The 15,857-nt window shown below is 66.0% G+C and carries 14 protein-coding genes; 5 read left to right on the forward strand and 9 right to left on the reverse strand.

What is annotated here, in order from left to right:
• Positions 1-61: 61 nt before the first annotated feature.
• Both BA062_RS26735 and BA062_RS26740 read right to left on the reverse strand, forming a co-directional pair.
• The gene (locus tag BA062_RS26735; RefSeq protein WP_110341379.1) at positions 62-1,246 is read right to left on the reverse strand and encodes an LLM class flavin-dependent oxidoreductase; all 1,185 of its coding nucleotides are present in this window, start codon (positions 1,244-1,246) and stop codon (positions 62-64) included.
• 29 nt (positions 1,247-1,275) lie between these two features.
• Positions 1,276-1,632 carry a VOC family protein gene (locus BA062_RS26740; protein WP_199542770.1) on the reverse strand — a complete coding sequence of 119 codons (357 nt, stop codon included), beginning with the start codon at positions 1,630-1,632 and terminating at the stop codon, positions 1,276-1,278.
• A 329-nt stretch (positions 1,633-1,961) separates the two neighbouring features.
• On the opposite strand from BA062_RS26740, the gene BA062_RS26745 reads away from it, so the two are divergent.
• Positions 1,962-3,851: a sigma-54-dependent Fis family transcriptional regulator gene (locus BA062_RS26745; protein WP_110341381.1), complete on the forward strand. Its 1,890-nt coding sequence runs from the start codon at positions 1,962-1,964 to the stop codon at positions 3,849-3,851.
• Between the two features lie 30 nt (positions 3,852-3,881).
• A complete protein-coding gene (locus tag BA062_RS26750; RefSeq protein ID WP_110341383.1) occupies positions 3,882-4,406 on the forward strand; it encodes an AMP-binding enzyme in 525 nt (174 codons plus the stop codon).
• Here the strand turns inward: BA062_RS26750 and BA062_RS26755 are convergent.
• The 4 genes from BA062_RS26755 to BA062_RS26770 form a co-directional block, all read right to left on the reverse strand.
• Positions 4,315-4,926 carry a TetR/AcrR family transcriptional regulator gene (locus BA062_RS26755; RefSeq protein WP_009156875.1) on the reverse strand — a complete coding sequence of 204 codons (612 nt, stop codon included), beginning with the start codon at positions 4,924-4,926 and terminating at the stop codon, positions 4,315-4,317. The genes BA062_RS26750 and BA062_RS26755 overlap by 92 nt on opposite strands.
• 895 nt (positions 4,927-5,821) lie before the next feature.
• Complete coding sequence (locus BA062_RS26760) at positions 5,822-7,024, reverse strand: NAD(P)/FAD-dependent oxidoreductase (RefSeq protein ID WP_110341385.1); 1,203 nt, start codon at positions 7,022-7,024, stop codon at positions 5,822-5,824.
• Positions 7,021-8,409, reverse strand: coding sequence for a cytochrome P450 (locus tag BA062_RS26765; RefSeq protein ID WP_110341387.1), 1,389 nt, complete (start codon positions 8,407-8,409; stop codon positions 7,021-7,023). The genes BA062_RS26760 and BA062_RS26765 overlap by 4 nt, the downstream gene beginning before the upstream one ends.
• Positions 8,410-8,426: 17 nt before the next feature.
• Positions 8,427-8,747: a 2Fe-2S iron-sulfur cluster-binding protein gene (locus BA062_RS26770; protein WP_110341590.1), complete on the reverse strand. Its 321-nt coding sequence runs from the start codon at positions 8,745-8,747 to the stop codon at positions 8,427-8,429.
• Between the two features lie 161 nt (positions 8,748-8,908).
• Here BA062_RS26770 and BA062_RS26775 point away from each other — a divergent pair, with 161 nt between their 5' ends.
• A complete protein-coding gene (locus BA062_RS26775; RefSeq protein WP_233520115.1) occupies positions 8,909-9,880 on the forward strand; it encodes an AraC family transcriptional regulator in 972 nt (323 codons plus the stop codon).
• A gap of 85 nt (positions 9,881-9,965) precedes the next feature.
• Here the strand turns inward: BA062_RS26775 and BA062_RS26780 are convergent, their stop codons facing one another.
• Genes BA062_RS26780 through BA062_RS41430 form a run of 3 tightly spaced genes read right to left on the reverse strand, consistent with a single transcriptional unit; the run spans position 9,966 to position 12,377 of the window.
• Entirely contained in the window at positions 9,966-11,654 is a 1,689-nt protein-coding gene (locus BA062_RS26780) for an MDR family MFS transporter (RefSeq protein WP_110341391.1), read from the reverse strand.
• Positions 11,651-12,100 (reverse strand): MarR family winged helix-turn-helix transcriptional regulator, encoded by a 450-nt coding sequence (locus BA062_RS26785; protein WP_425452953.1) that lies wholly within the window; start codon positions 12,098-12,100, stop codon positions 11,651-11,653. Before BA062_RS26785 ends, BA062_RS26780 begins: the two co-directional genes overlap by 4 nt.
• Positions 11,985-12,377, reverse strand: a complete 393-nt coding sequence (locus tag BA062_RS41430) for a TetR/AcrR family transcriptional regulator (protein ID WP_158559812.1) — start codon at positions 12,375-12,377, stop codon at positions 11,985-11,987. The genes BA062_RS26785 and BA062_RS41430 overlap by 116 nt, the downstream gene beginning before the upstream one ends.
• A gap of 412 nt (positions 12,378-12,789) precedes the next feature.
• On the opposite strand from BA062_RS41430, the gene BA062_RS26790 reads away from it, so the two are divergent.
• A complete protein-coding gene (locus tag BA062_RS26790; protein ID WP_199542772.1) occupies positions 12,790-13,392 on the forward strand; it encodes a TetR/AcrR family transcriptional regulator in 603 nt (200 codons plus the stop codon).
• Positions 13,393-13,440: 48 nt separating this feature from the next.
• A complete protein-coding gene (locus BA062_RS26795; protein WP_110341395.1) occupies positions 13,441-15,780 on the forward strand; it encodes an MMPL family transporter in 2,340 nt (779 codons plus the stop codon).
• Positions 15,781-15,857: the final 77 nt, after the last annotated feature.

The raw sequence follows: 15,857 nt of genomic DNA on the forward strand, positions 1-15,857 counted from the left end.
AGGGATCCGCCGCCGCGGCCGGTCGGCGAGGGGAATGGTCCGGCCGCGGCGGTCACGTGCCTCACAGCCAGTTCGGAGCGATCTCGGAGGCCCACAGCTCGATGCTGCGCATCTGCACGTCGTGCGGCACCGGGCCGGGGTATTGCCACTGCAGCAGATACTCGGGGTCGTGCTGCGACACCAACTTCTCGATCTGGCGGTTGATGTCGTCAGGCGTACCGACGAACTCGAAACCACGCTCACACAGGGTGTCGTAGTCGGCCCCGATCTGGCCGGTCTCGCCGGGATTCCGCATCACCTCGGCAAAGCCCATCGGCCCGAACCAGTTTGGGAAGATGAAACCATTACCGCGTCGGGCCCAGTAATGGGCCTCATCGGCGTCTCGTGACACCAGCACGTCGCGGAAGATGCCCACCCCCTCCCCGCGCTTGAGCGCTCCGCGACCCGCCGCCTCGGCCTCCTCCTGATACACGTCCAGCAACCGAGAAATGACCTCGTCATTGGTGTTCATCACGATCGGGACGATGCCCTCGCGGGCGCAGAACCGGAAGGACTCCTCGCTGAAGCTGAACGGCTGGAACACCTGCGGCCACGGCTTCTGGTACGGCTTCGGGGCGATACCGACCTCGGTGATCACGCCCTGATCGTCCTGGCCACCGCCAAAATTATTCACCGCTTCGTGATTGAAATCGATTCCCGGCGGCGGAACCTGCCAGTTCTCGGTTTTCAGAGACGTCGTGCGCTCGCTCCACAGCGCCTTCATGATCTCCCAGTGCTCGTTGAACCGCTTGCGGTTGGCCACATCGCGTTCCGACTTGTCGGAGGACGTGGCGCCGACGTGGTACGTCTGCCCGAGCACGTCCGCCCACCGCTTCTGATACCCCCTGGCGATCCCGACGAAGGAGCGTCCGCGCGTCATCTGGTCGAGCATCGCGAGGTCCTCGGCCAGCCGAATCGGATTCTGGAACGGCAGCACGTTCGCCATCTGCCCGACCTTGATCCGCTGTGTCTGCATCGCGATGTACAGATCGAGCAGGATCGGGTTGTTCGACTCCTCGAAGCCTTCGATGTGGAAATGGTGCTCCGTAAACGCGACGCCCCAGTACCCGAGATCGTCAGCCAGTTGCGCCTGCTTGGTGATCTGGAAGAGCATGTTCTGGTAGTTCTTGTCGTTGACCCCAGCGAAGCCCTTCTTCATCTGGTCATAACTGCCCACGGCCGGCAGGTAGAACAAAATCTCCTTCATAAGACTTACTCCTCACATCGGTTAACTGGTCAAGCCCGGCTTCGGTAGACCACGAAAGGGTTCCCGCTGGGGTCCCGCAATACCGCCCGAATCTCGTGCGCCCCCTCAACCGGCCCGGACAACACCGTCGCACCGGCCGCCAGCAGTCGGGACACCGCAACCGAGACGTCGTCGCTCCGGAACACCGGCAACGCCGACTCCGGCACCGGATGGTCAGCCGGAGTCGCCAAGGCGAGCTTTATCGACCCGGCGGAGAGTTCGGCATAGTCGTCCCGATCCCGCATCCGGACACCGAGCCCCAACCCATCTCGATAAAAGGCCAATGAACTTTCCAAATCGGACGCGGGGAGCAGGATAGACCGCAAATCACACTTCGAATCAGCCACAAACACTCCATTCGTCCGATCTCGCGAGTTTGGCCGAGGTTTCACCTGTGGAAACAGATTGTTACCCGCCACGCGGACGAGCACGCCGTATCAATGTGAGACGACGACCCTGCCTCGCGTCTGGCCGAGGGATCGACCGCGCGTTTTCGCAGCGTGTCGGGCACATGATGGCCGAAGGTTCAGGTCAACGACTTCTGGGCGGAGCCCACTCAAGCCGCGTCAAGCAAAGGTGACCTGTGTCTCAAAGTGAGACAATCGGGCCAACGGGATTCCGCGCTACTCTGGTTGGACCATCACGTCACACCCCCGTGGACGATGGAGTGCAGGCAATGGAGCCCACCTCAGTCACACTCGGTGGCCGTGCCTCAGGCGGGACGGCCACACCTGAGGCACGCCGCGAGTCCCCACAGCTGTCCGTACGTGCCGAGATCGCGCTGTCATGGCGCCGGTCCGCAGCCTGCGGAATAGCCCCTGACAAGAAGGCTGAACTACCCTACGATCCGGACTTCGACAGTGACAGCCGACTGCTGAAGGCGGCCACGCCGGTGGTAGAACGTCTCGCCAGTTCCCTGGCCGACACCTCCACCAGCATCCTGCTCGCCGACCGGCAGGCGAGGATCGTGCGGCGCTGGGTTGGCGAGAAGCCGCTGTACAGTGCATTGGACAACGCATACGCGGCCCCCGGGTTCGCCTTCGCGGAGGAGTACGCCGGCACTAACGGGTTAGGCACAGTCCTGGAGGAAGCTCGAACGGTCGCGGTTCGCGGCGAAGAACACTACGCGGACTTCCTACGCCACCTGTCGTGCGTTGGGGTCCCCATCCACAACCCGGTCACCCGAGCCGTCGAGGGAGTTCTCGACATCACCTGCCTCGCTGACGACTACAACCCGCTCATCCCCGCTCTGCTCTCCGAATCGGTACAGCACATCGAAACCCGGTTGAGCCACCTGTCGTCCCCCGCCGACGTCGCCCTCGTCGAGGCGTTCACCCGTGCCCGCCGTCTGCATCGAGGCGCCATACTCGGCCTCAACCCGAACATGATCCTCACCAACCCCATCGCCAGCGGCAATCTCACACCCCAAGACCAGGCGGTACTCTGGGACGCGTCCACACAGTTGGCTCGTACCCAGCGCTCCGAAGTAAGCGTGGACCTCACGCACGGGCGGTACCGTGTCCGGTGCCAATCCGTCACGACCGCCTCCCACGACCCCGCTGGGGTCGTGGTGTACCTCGATCCGATCCGGCCTCGCCACCTCAGCACGGGCTACCGCCCATCCGCGACGCCCACCGGCACCGGCTGCACACCTCCAGCGGGACGCAGCCCACAGTGGCGCCGCGTCACCACGCGAATCCAGGAACTGGCTCAGCTCCCCGATCCGGTAGCGATCACCGGCGAACCGGGCACAGGCAAGCTCTACCTGGCCAAGTACCTGCACGAACTGTCCAGCCCCGCCCGGGGACTGCGCGTTTTCAACGCCGCCGACCCCACCGAGACCGCACCCAAGGACCTGATCATCCGGACCAACGATACCCTTGGGCAAGGCGACAACGTCATCGTACGGCGAATCGAATACCTTCCGACACAGGCGCAGGCGCAGCTGCGGGCCCTCGCGGCGACGAGCCCCCATCCCGCCTCCGCATCGACAACCGGACGACTCATCGTCACCGCCCAAACCACGACCCACACCCATGAGCGGCTCGAACAAGCCCTCGCATCCTACCCGCACCACCTGTGGGTGCCGCCGCTGGCCCAGCACATCGAGGACATCGCCGACCTGACGTCGGTCCTGCTCACGGAACTCGCCGGCCAACCCACCGCACACTGCAGCCTGCCAACGCTACAAGCCCTGATGCGTAGCCCATGGCCGGGCAACATCGCCGAGTTACGAGACGCCCTTGCCGCCGCACTCAACGCCAGCCATGGCCAGGAGATCCAACCGCACCACCTACCGACCTGGGTGCTCAAACGTGCACACCAACGACAATTATCCGTAATGGAGCAGTCGGAGCGCGAACTGATCATCGAAACACTAGCCAGCGTCGGGAACAACCGGACACAAGCGGCGAGAATCTTGGGCATCGGCCGCGCCACCCTGTACCGCAAGATCCGTACCCTCGGCGTCTCCACCGCCCAGGAACTCCAGATGGGGCTATCTGATCAACTTATCGGACAGTCCCACTGCCAGGTGTCGCGAGACCGTCGAGGACCAGCTCGCTGATCGCGGCGGAGAAGCGCGCTGCGTCGACGGATGGATCGGCGGACGGCCGCGCTGAGGCCAGCGACGGTGCTGGCTCCGAAGACGCTCAAGGACACGGCGCCCGGATCGGCACCCTGGCTGGGGCCCGTCGGAGACACCGTCGAGCAGGAGCTCTACCGGCACCCGGCCGTCCGTGAAGTGGCCGTCGTCGGCGTCCCCGACGTCCACTGGGGCGAGACGCCAGTGGCCACCGTGGCGCTCCAGAACGCCGCCGAGACGACGGCCGAGGAGCTCATCGCGTACGCCCGGGAGCGGCTTGCCCACTTCAAGTGCCCTACCCGGGTCGAGTTCGTGGCCGAGTTGCACCGCACAGCGCCGGCAAGGTTCTCTAGACGGTGCTACGTCAGCAGCAGGGCGCAGACGAACACGCAGTACGCCGCTGAGCTCAGTTCAGACTGCTCCCGTCGTGCCAATCCGGCGCAGGTCACGATTCGAGGGAGAGGAACCGGACCGCGACCTCTGAGATCTTGCGTGCTGTCGCGGTTCGGTCCCATCTGGGCAGGGCCAGGTGACTGACTGTCAGGCGGACCATGGTGTCGGCCGCGTCGATGACGTCGTTTTCGGGAAGACTCGGGTAACTCTCCGCGACCCATCCGGCCAGGGTGTCGGAGGCGAGGTCGAGGAGTCGCGCGGAAGTTGTGAGCAGTGGGAGCATCCCCGTGGACGCTTGGCTCCCCCCATTCAGGTCGCGGTTGGAGATGAGCACCGCCTTGAGCAGGGGGCTACGCCCCGCCTCGTCCAAGGTGTAGTCGACGGCTGCAGCGATGCCGCGCTTCGCATCGCCGACGTGCGCCTCCAGCGCCCCCTGGATGCCCTCCAGGAAGCGTGAGGCTTCCCGAAGCACGACGGCTTCTCCGAGGCCGGCCTTGTCACCGAACTCCTTGTAGAGAGCTGCCCGCGACACCCCGGCTCGGTCCGCCACCTCCCCCATGCGCACCCGGTCCCAGCCGCGGTCGATGATCAAGTCGTGGGCAGCCTCGAGGACAGCCGAGCGCATGTGCTCCCTGAACCGTTCACGCATGGAGTGTGCCCGCATGAAAGACAGGGTAGCGATCTCTGTCTCGCTACCGACTCCCGTCACCGATCTGGACAAGATCAAGCTACCGTGCGTGGTCGTCTGCAACCCTGGTCGTGACGCTGTACGACTGGACAAGGCCCCGCGAGTATCCCGCACCAACTGCCGTGGTCGTCGGCAACTCTCGGAGGTCCTCGACTCGAATGGCACCGGGTCCCCGACCAGTAGCGTGATCGGACGACGACGGCCCAACACCACCCTCCGTTCGTAGGCTGGCACGATCGTCTGCACGCCCCACTGTGCAACAGGAGTCAATGGAGCTGACGTCTCGTCTCCAGCGCGATGCGAACAGTACCCGATCCTTGAGCGGCATCAGACTTCCCTCCGGCCGCTTCGTGATCGATCCTTTCGGGTAGACGACGAGGGCGCGCGATCCACGGCTTCGACCGCAGCGCGGAGCCCAGCTCGGCTGTTGGAACGATCGACCTCGACGTGGCCGGCCGGCCGAAACCACCAGCCGACAGCTCTGCTCTGAAACGGGCTCGTCTTTGCTATGACCGGGGGTCCGGCCCTCTGGTCCAGGATCATCTCCGCCGGGAACAACGGATCGGTTCGGGAGACAGGGCTGACCGCCGGCACCGCACCTCCCGTCTCGGCGAGGCGTCCCGTGCCGCGCCAGTCCACTCTCCTGGCCACCAGCAGCAGCGGTTTGCGAACGAGCAACACCAGCCACCATGCAGGACCGCGTGCGTCTCTGGGGACGTGCCTCACGTCTGCAACCGACGCGATTCACGGACGCCCAGGATGTTAGACAGAAGCCCCATCGCCGTCCACGCTGTCGACATCCAAGTCATCCTTGTTCGCCGCACTGGGCGGTGCCTCGGTGGTGACCACGGTCAGCGGTCGGCCCCCTTCGTCACACCGCAACCTCTGCTGTCAGGGCGGCCATATCGACTGCGGTCCCCTGGCCGAGCATGCGCTTGGTGGTCATGAAGTCCCGGGGACGGTTGACACAGTCAGCGGCTATCAGCTCGCCCTTCCGGAGGTAGTAGCAGGTGAAATCGCGGTCGGCGGTCGGGTCACCGCTCAGGACGATGTCGTCATAGCCCGTGTTGAGTCCCGCGATCTGGAGCTTGAGGTCATACTGATCCGACCAGAACCACGGGAGCGCCGTGACCTCCTTGTCCGTTCCACAGATGGTCGCCGCTGCCACCTTCGCCTGCTCCACCGCGCTCGGCACCGACTCCAGGCGGATCCGTCGGCCGTAGCGTGGCATGTCCTGCGAGGCGCAGTCCCCGGCGGCCACAATGGTGGGATCATTGCTGCGCGCGTGCGCGTCGATCAAGATCCCGTCGTCCACCGCCAGGCCGGCTGCCTCGGCCAGTTCCGTGGTCGGCTCGATACCGACCCCGATGATCACGAGATCGGCTGCCATAAGCTCGCCGCTCGCCAGGACCGCCTCGCGGACGCGGTGGTCACCGACCAGCGCCTCGACCGATGCGCTCGTCCGCACGTCGACTCCCTCATGTTGGTGGACGCGCGTGAAGAATGCCGACACCTCAGGAGCGGTCACCCGCTCGAGGACACGGTCTGCGGCCTCCAGCACGGTGACGTCAAGACCCAGCGCGCGCAACGACGCGGCGGTCTCCAGGCCGATGTAGCCACCACCGACGATGACGGCACGCCGTCCGGGGATGGCGTCCTCGCGGATCCGCTGCACATCAGATGACCGACGTAGGTAGTGCACCCCATCGAGCTGGGTGCCGGCGGCGCGCAGGCGTCGTGGGCGTGCGCCGGTGCAGAGAGCCAGGGCGTCATAGGACAGTCTGTCCCCCGTGCTGAGCAGGACCTGGCGAGCCGAACGATCGATCTCCTCCACGCAGGCGTCCAGGCACTCGATGCCCTGCTTGAGGTAGAAGTCCTGGGAGCGAATGGCCAACTCCGTCAGCGAGCACTTGCCAGCGAGGTAAGCCTTCGACAGAGGAGGTCGCTGGTAGGGCAGCACCGACTCGTCACCGACCAGCACGATCTCACCGGACCAGCCCTCCTGGCGGAGGCTGGTGACCAGCTGCGCCCCGGCATGACTGGCACCCACCACCACCGCGCGCGCTGAGCTCATCCGGCGCCCTTGGGGGTGAGCTCGACCATCAGCTTGCTGATGCCCCGAACGAAGTTGGACTGGACGTATTCCGGCTCCCCGACTACATCGATCCTCTCGAAGCGCGGGAGGATCTCCTCCCAGAGGATCCGCAGCTGCAGCTCGGCCAACCGGTTGCCCATGCACCGGTGCACGCCGAACCCGAAAGCGATGTGGTTGCGGGCGTTGGGCCGGTCGATGATCAACTCGTCCGGTCGCTCGAACACAGTCTCATCGCGGTTGCCGGACGCATACCACATCACCACCTTATCACCCTTACGGATGAACTGGCCGTTGAGCACGGTGTCGGTCTTGGCGATCCGGCGCATGTAGGCAAGCGGAGTCTGCCAGCGGATGATCTCTGAGACCATGTTCGGGATCAGGTCCGGATTGGCCTTGAGCTTCTCGAACTGGTCGGGGAACTGGTTCAGCGCGAGAACGCCACCACTCATCGAGTTGCGCGTTGTGTCGTTGCCCCCGACGATGAGCAGGATCAGGTTGCCGGCGAACTCCATGGGACGCTTGATCAGATCCTTGGTGCTCTCATTACTCTGCAGCATGGTGATGAGGTCGAACCCGGGCTCTTCACCGGCCGCGAGGCGGGCGGCCTTGTCATGCCACAATGTGCTGAGTCCACGCGCCATGCCCACCATGCCGCGGAACAGCTCGTCGTTGTCGGAGGGGCCTCCGTTGGCCTGCTCCATCGAGGTGGCCAGGTTTGACCACTCGACGAGCTTGTGCCGCTGCTCGAAGGGGAAGTCCAGTAGCGTCGCCAACATGCGGGCGGTGAGCTCGATCGACACGGTGCTCACCCAGTCGAAGGGTTCGTTGACGGGCAGGTTGTCCAGGACGTCCCTGACGCGCTCGCGAATGAGGCCCTCCATCTCGCGGAGGTTCTTCGGAGCCACCACCCCTTGGACGGCGCGGCGCTGAACGTCGTGCTTGGGCGGGTCCATGGCAATAAACATCGCGATGTCCATGAACCGCGGCGGCGCCCCGATGACAATGAGAGGTTCCGCGGAGAAGACCTCGTGGTTCTTGTCCACCGCAATGATGTCGGCGTGACGCGTGACCGACCAGAACGGTCCGAAGGGACTGTGAGGCTGGTAGTGGACCGGGGCCTCGTCGCGTAGGCGCTTGAAGTAGGAGGCCCAGCGCCCCTGCCGGTAGAGGAACGGGTTGCTGAGGTCGATGTCTTCGAGCGCGACTTCTTCGACCGGCGGGATCGGGCGTTCGACGAACATCTTCTGCCCGTTCGTGCGGGTCAGCCAGCGTCGGCCCTTGTCGTAGAGGTGTGCGGCCTGGACCTGTCGATCCAGCGGGATGGCGGCCTCGACCTTCCTCTTGACTGCTTCAGGGATCTTCATCTCGTCGACACCTCCTGCTACATCTGGAATTCGGGCAGTTGCACGGTCAGGCCATCCCATGACTCGGAGGCCTTGATCTGGCAGGACAGCCGAGACGTCGCCTGTCGCTCGGGGTTCATCGACAGCATCTCCTCTTCCACCGGACCGGACGGGCCGACCTTGTCGGCCCAGGCAGGATCCACGATCACGTGGCAGGTGCCGCAGGCGGCCTCTCCGCCGCAGTCGCCATCGATGCCCGGAATGGCGTTGTTCGTCGCGACTTGCATCAGCGAGCAGCCCTCCTCGAGGGGCGCCTCGTGCTTCTCCCCGTCGTGCGACACGAAAGTAACGACTGCCATCGACAACTACCCCACTCTTGACCACAAGACGGACACTTCCTTCATGATTGTCGTCGGCGTCCGACAAGGCCATGTCGAAGCCGCGCCATCCTGTTGTGAGTTCGGATCACGTGAGGATCGCCATGTGGAGAGACGAGCCAGGCGTCCCATCTCTTGTGTTCGTGCAACTGCTGAGCAGTTCAGCGATCGATCAGAACGCCGTGGAGGAGTTCCGCGCCATCATGGCGCGCGAGGGAACCGGCGAGCTGACTCTGATTCAGACCCAAGCGCAAGCACCGCTGCGGTGGTTTCGCGAGGTCTATCCCGAACTCGACGCCGAGCAGGCGACCCGGCTGGGGATCGCCTGCGCGGAACAGGCCCAGCTCACGTCCTTCGGGCCGATGAGCGTGCCGCTGGTCAGCGCAGGAACCGTCGCCGAGGTCGTGCAGCTGCTGACCTATCTTCCGGTTATCACCAAGGCCGTCACCACCCAGTTCGATCGCCAGCCGGAGGACCTGACGATTCGGCTGTCCGGGAACGCAGGAGAACCCGACCTGGACTGTCTAGTCGTCACCTACTGCGGCCTGGCCCTCATGCGGTTGATCGACCTGCTGGTCGGCGACACGTCGGAGGTGACCATGCATAGTCGCTGGCCGGAGCCGAGCGTCCTGTCTCGAGAGGCATGGCCAGGGGGTCGGCTCGTCTTCGACGCCCCCTTGTCCTACCTGCATATCCCTGCACGGACGCTGCACACGGCCTGCCGCTTCCCCGACCCACTCGCCTACGAAGTCGCCATAACTGACCTCCAGCAGGCGCTCGAACGTCGGGCTGGCCCCCAGGACTTCACCCGCAGAGTGCGGGAGCTGTTGGACGACAGGCCAGGGGTGAAGACGATCCAGTCAGTCGCGGATGAGTTCTCGATCTCCTCGAGCACCCTGAAACGCCGCCTCGCCGCGGAGGGAACCAGCTTCCGCGAACTCCTCCAGAAGTCCCTGCTCGACCGTGCCCGGATACGGCTGCTCGACCGATCCACGTCGGTCAGTGAGGTCGCCGCCGAACTCGGCTACAGCGACGTCACCAACTTCTCGCACGCCTTCAAAGCATGGACCGGCTCCTCACCGAGCCACTTCCGACGCGCCCACCAGCACCCTTGAGCACGGCTCCCAGCGCAGCCTCTCGGCAGGACCGCGGCTGGGGCGCCGTCCGAAATTTGTTTGACAGACCCTCGGAGGCCGTCCATCAGTCACCCGGCTGACCAACCTTCCTGGAGACTTCGCCCGATCCGGGCCGGTTCTCGTGGTCGGTGAGATGCGCGTCGGGGTCGACCGAGGTTTCGAATGCGGTGGCGAGGTCCTCGGCGGAGGTGTGTCCGTGGGTCTGTCGCAGCGGGGTTTCGCGTAGGAAGAGCAGGGTGACGAACCCGAGCAGCGCGAACGGTACGGCGGCGAGGAAGGTGGTTTGCAGCGCCTCGGCGAACCCGGTGGTGACTGCGAGATGGATGGGCTCGGGCAGCGCCGCGATCTGTTCGGGGCTGCCCTGGGTGGCAGTCCCGGCGGGCATCTGGTCGGCGGTGACCCCGGCCGCCTTGAGCTGCGCGGGGATGGTGTCGCGGAGGCGGTGGGTGAGCAGTGCGCCGAAGACTGCGACTCCCATCGCGCCGCCGAGGGAGCGGAAGAAGGTGGCTCCGGAGGTCGCGACGCCGAGGTCGGCGTGGGGCACGGCGTTCTGGGTCGCCAGCACGAGGACCTGCATCACCATGCCGATGCCTGCGCCGGTGATGAACATGAACACCCCGGCCAGCCACAGCGAGGTGTCCACCGACATCCGGCTCATCAGCGTCAGCCCCAGGACGGCGACCAACAGGCCGACGACGGGGTAGATCTTGTAGCGGCCGGTGTGGGTGATCATGCGTCCGGAGGCGATGGACGTGGCCAGCAGGCCGACCATCAGGGGAAGCGTCAGCAGGCCGGATGCGGTGGGTGACTCGCCTTTGACGATCTGCAGGTACTGCGGGAGGAAGATGATGGCGCCGAACATGGCGACCCCGACCGCGAAACCGGCCAGGCTGGTGATGACGAAGGTGTGGTTGGCGAACAGTCGCGGGGGCATGATCGGTTCGACCGCCCGGCGCTCCTGCCAGACGGTGAGCGCGAGCATGAGCACCGCCACCGCGGTCAGCCCGTAGGTCCAGCCCGAGTTCCAGGCGAACTCCTTGCCGCCGAGCGAGAGCATCAACAGCAGGGCGCTGATCCCGGCGACGATGAAGAAGGCCCCCAACCAGTCGATGGCATGCCTGCGGCGCGGGAACGGCAGCTTCAGCACACGTTCGGTCACCGCCAGGGCCGCGATGCCGATGGGGATTCCGACCCAGAAGGTCCACCGCCACGAGAGGTGCTCGACCAGGAAGCCACCGAGCAGTGGCCCGGCGACGGTGGCCAGGCCGAAGACCGAGCCGATGTAGCCCTGGTAGCGGCCGCGTTCGCGGGGGCTGACGACGTCGCCGATGATCGCCTGGGACAGTGCCATCAGCCCACCAACGCCGATTCCCATCACGGCCCGGAATCCGACGAGTTGCCCCATGTTCTGGGCGAACCCCGAGGCCAGGGAGGAGACCAGGAAGATCCCGATCGCGGACTGGAACATGATCTTGCGGCCGTACAGGTCCGACAGCTTGCCCCAGATCGGTGTGGAGGCGGTCGAGGTCAACAAGGTGGCCGAGACGACCCAGGCCAGCTGGTCCTGGCCGCCGAGCTCACCGACGATGGTGGGCAGCGCCGTGGCCACGATCGTCTGGGACAGGGCGGCGACCAGCATCCCCATCATGAGCCCCACCAGGACGGTGAGGATCTGCCGGTGCGTCAGCCCCGGCATCACCTGTTCGCCGGGTGCCCCAGGGGCACCGGCTTCGGGGGAAGACGGCGTGCTCATCGCTGGCTCCGTTCTGTGCTGTTCGGGTCCGAGGCCAGATGCTTGTCGAGGCCGGCGTTGAACGCGGCGAGCAGGGAAGCGAAGTTCGCCAGGTCCTCGGGCGACCACGACTGCAGCAGCTTCCGGACGACACCGCGTCGTTCCGCCCGGGTCGTGGTCAGGACGTCTCGGCCGCGCTCGGTGAGTCGCAGTCGGAAGGCGCGTCGGTCCTCGGTGTCGGCTTCCCGCGTGATCAGGCCGGCCTGCTCCAGGGAGGCGACCTGCCGGCTGATCGTCGAGGCGTCCAGGTGGAAGTGTGCTGCCAGCGCACTGGGCCGCAGTGGGCCGGTGTCATGGAGCCACGCAAGGATGCCGTAGGCGGCCCTCTCCACGACCTGCTCGGTCGGGCCCCCGCGCAGATGCACCTTCTGGGCGCGCCGCACCAACAAAGTCAGCTCCTGCTCGATGGACTCCACCGAGACCAGGTCGGCCTTCGACCCAAGCGGTTGCATGTACCAACCATAACCGGTGGAGGGACAGCGAGCGCACCAGCCCGCCATTCTCGCGTGGCCAGAGCCGGGGCGAGGCCGGGAGAAGCACGGCCACCAGATCGTCCTGGCTTGCCGAGGTCAGATTGTCGAGGCCGACAGCGTGGCGAGCCAGGGCGGGGCCCGGAATCTGCGATATCGCGAGCGCGGCGCGCTGGTGTGTGCCCGGCGCCGACCAGGTCGAAGACCGTGCCAACTATCAGACCGGTTTCGTGGCCCAAGTCGGGCCACATTCCGCACACGAATGGCAACGATGGTGGCTGCCTGTCACCCGCAGGGCGTTCAAGCGACTACCTCGTCCACCACGGGAAACCCAGCAGGCCGGACGGCACTCAAACCCGCCTCGTCCACGGATCCTGCAGGCGCAGGAAACGAGCACCTCAACCCCACGCGCCTCAGCGGCTTGCTTGAGCCGGATGCCGCGACGAGTGGCACCTCCGATTCTCAGGGGGCCTCCGACCTCGCCGTCCGCTGCGAAGCCCGTCGTGCCGTCACGCCAGCGGCCCGCCGTCGCCGGACGGCTGCCTGGGAGCAACTGCGCCGAGGCCAGCATCGATGTGCACATTGGGCAATTTTGCTCATTGGGCAGAGGTGGGCATACTGAGGGCGTGGATCGTGGGTTGCGGGACCTCAAGCGCGAGGCGACGAGAGAGGCGCTGGCCAAGGCGGCGTTCGAGCTGACCCGTGAGCGCGGCTTGTCGGGGTTTGTCACCGCGGACGTGGTGGAGCGGGCGGGGTACTCGCGGCGGACCTTCGGCAACCACTTCTCCTGCAAGGAGGAGGCGGTCGCTTCGGTCGCGTTCGGTGGTGTCGACGACGCCAGCGCGATCCTGGCCGGCCTTCCCGCTGACCTGCCGCTGCTCGACGTCCTGTTGGCTGTGATGAAGACGCAGTTCACCACGGACGCGTTGGTGAGGATGCGCGAGCTGATGGCGATGGCGCGGCGGTACCCGACCCTGGAGCCCCACGTGCTGGGCGTTCAGCAACGCATGCGCCATACCGCGCAGGAACTCTTGGGCTCGGTGGCGGGGGACCGGTACCCCACCGTCTACGTGCCGCTGTTGTTCGGTGCCGTGTACGGCGCCGTGATGGCCGCTCTAGAGGGAACCCTTGATGTGGACCTCGGCGGCGAGTACGACCCCAGCCCCGCGTCGATGGACTACAGCTCGTTCCTCGACATCACTTTCGACTACCTGCGCCACGGCTTCTAGACCTTCTAGACACCGCCCCTCTTTGCCCTCAAGGAGCACCAGTCCCTCATGTCCACTTTCTTGTACCGGCTCGGACGAACGGCGTTCGGCAGGCCGTGGCTGTTCATTGCGGGCTGGCTCGCCGCCCTCGCAGTGGTCGTCGGTGCGGTCGCCATCAACGGGGTGAGCGTCAGCTCGGAGATGAAGATCGAGGGCACCGAGGCCCAGACTGTGCTCGACCGCGTAGCCGATGAGCTCCCCGCCGCCTCGGGAGGGCAGGCCAGTGTGGTCTTCACCGCGCCCGACGGTGAGCGCCTCGACACGGCGGAGCGACTCGCGGTGATCAGCGGCACCGTCAGCGACGTCTATGACCTCGACAAGGTCGTCAATCCCCTTGACCTCGCCACGGGTACCTCGGAGGAGGGCACCCCAGGCACGCCCGAGGAGAAGGCACCGGGCACTCCGCCAGCCGGGCCGGACCACGGGCAGGCGCCTCCCTACCAGCCGCTGCTGGTGGACGGGGCACCGGTGCCCGGCGTGCTCGTGTCCTCGGACGGGCAGGTCGCGCTGTTCCAGTTCCAGTTTACGGTCGCCTCCACCTCATTGACACCTGAGGACGTCAGCTCGGTGGTCGAGGTGGTGGAGCGTGCCGAGCAGGGTACGGGGATCACCGTTCTCCCGAGCGACTCGCTCAAGGCCATCGAGATCCCGGTCGGTGTTGGCGAAGTGATCGGTCTCGCCGTCGCCGCCCTGGTGCTGGTGCTCACCCTGGGCTCGCTGATCGCGGCCGGCCTGCCCCTGATCACCGCGCTGGTCGGCATCGGCATCGGCGTGGGCGGCGCGTACGCGCTCTCCACGGCCGTCGAGATGAACTCCGCCACGCCCGTGCTCGGTCTCATGGTCGGCCTCGCCGTCGGCATCGACTACGCCCTATTCGTTGTCAACCGGCAGCGACGGCTGATTCTCGATCAGGGACTCACCGCACAGGAGGCAGCAGGCAGAGCTGTCGGCACCGCAGGCAGCGCGGTCTTCTTCGCCGGCCTGACCGTCCTCATCGCGCTGACCGCGCTGACCGTCATCGACATCGCGATGCTCTCCACGATGGCCCTGGTCGCGGCGTCCACGGTGGCCCTGGCCGTGCTCATCGCCCTGACCCTGCTGCCCGCGCTGTTAGGGCTGGTCGGGGAGCGGATCTGCTCGGACAAGGCCCGAGCCCGACGCTACGCCAAGGCGGACGCGGAGTCCCACAGCGTCGCTGACCACTGGGTCAAGGGTGTCATCAGGTTCCGGTGGCCCGTCATCGGCGGCGTGGTCGCGATCCTGGGCGTGATGGCGATCCCCGCGGCCAGCATGAACCTGGGCATCCCAACTGGTGCGACCGCGAACCAGGACACCGCCGCCCGACAGAGCTACGAGGCGGTCTCCCAAGGCTTCGGTGAGGGATTCAACGGCCCGCTCCTGGTCACCGCGGAGCCCACCGGCACCGCAGGCCGCGTCACACCCGAGCTGACCGCGAAACTGGCCGACGAGTTCCAACACCGAGACGACATCGTGCTGGCCGCACCCGTCGGCGTCAACGAGGCCGGCGACCTGGCCGTGTTCAGCGTCATCCCCACCTCCGGCCCCAGCGACGAGGCCACCAGCGATCTTGTGAAGTCGCTGCGCGAGCCCAGCAACGCGATCGCCCAGAGCAACCAGGTGCGGCTGGGCGTGACCGGGTTCACCGCCATCGGCATCGACATGTCCGACAAACTCGCCGATGTCCTTCCGCTCTACCTCGGCATCATCATCGTCCTCTCCGTCCTGATCCTGATGCTCGTCTTCCGCTCCGTGGTCGTCCCGATCAAGGCCACAGCCGGCTTCCTGCTCAGCATCCTGGCCACCTTCGGTGCCACCACCGCCGTCTTCCAGTGGGGCTGGCTCAGCGGCCTCTTCGGGTTCGACACCGGCGGCCCACTCATGAGCTTCATGCCGATCATCGTGACCGGCATCCTCTACGGACTCGCCATGGACTACGAGGTCTTCCTGGTCTCCTCGATGCGCGAGGCACACATCCACGGCCAGCCGGCCCGACACAGCGTCGTCCATGGGTTCGACCAGGCCAGCCGGGTCGTCGTCGCGGCCGCCATCATCATGGTCGCGGTGTTCTCCGGCTTCATCTTCAGCCACGACATCATGATCAAGCAGATCGGCTTCGCTCTCGCCGCTGGCATCCTCATCGACGCTTTCGTCGTCCGGCTGACCCTCGTCCCGGCGCTCATGGCCCTCTTCGGCGAACGAGCATGGTGGCTGCCCCGCTGGCTCGACCGCCTGCTGCCGGACCTTGACGTCGAGGGCGACAAGCTGCTGACCATGCTCAACCAGCAGGCCGAGGCCACCGACCGACACCACATCGAGGTCCGCGACTGAACGAGCCCCCCGGAAGCATCCGGAGCCGAACCACCGGGGGCACGTTCAGCAGCCCCACCACGTCGACCCCGTCTGCC

Source organism: Prauserella flavalba, from assembly GCF_003202235.1.
Classification (GTDB): domain Bacteria; phylum Actinomycetota; class Actinomycetes; order Mycobacteriales; family Pseudonocardiaceae; genus Prauserella_A; species Prauserella_A flavalba.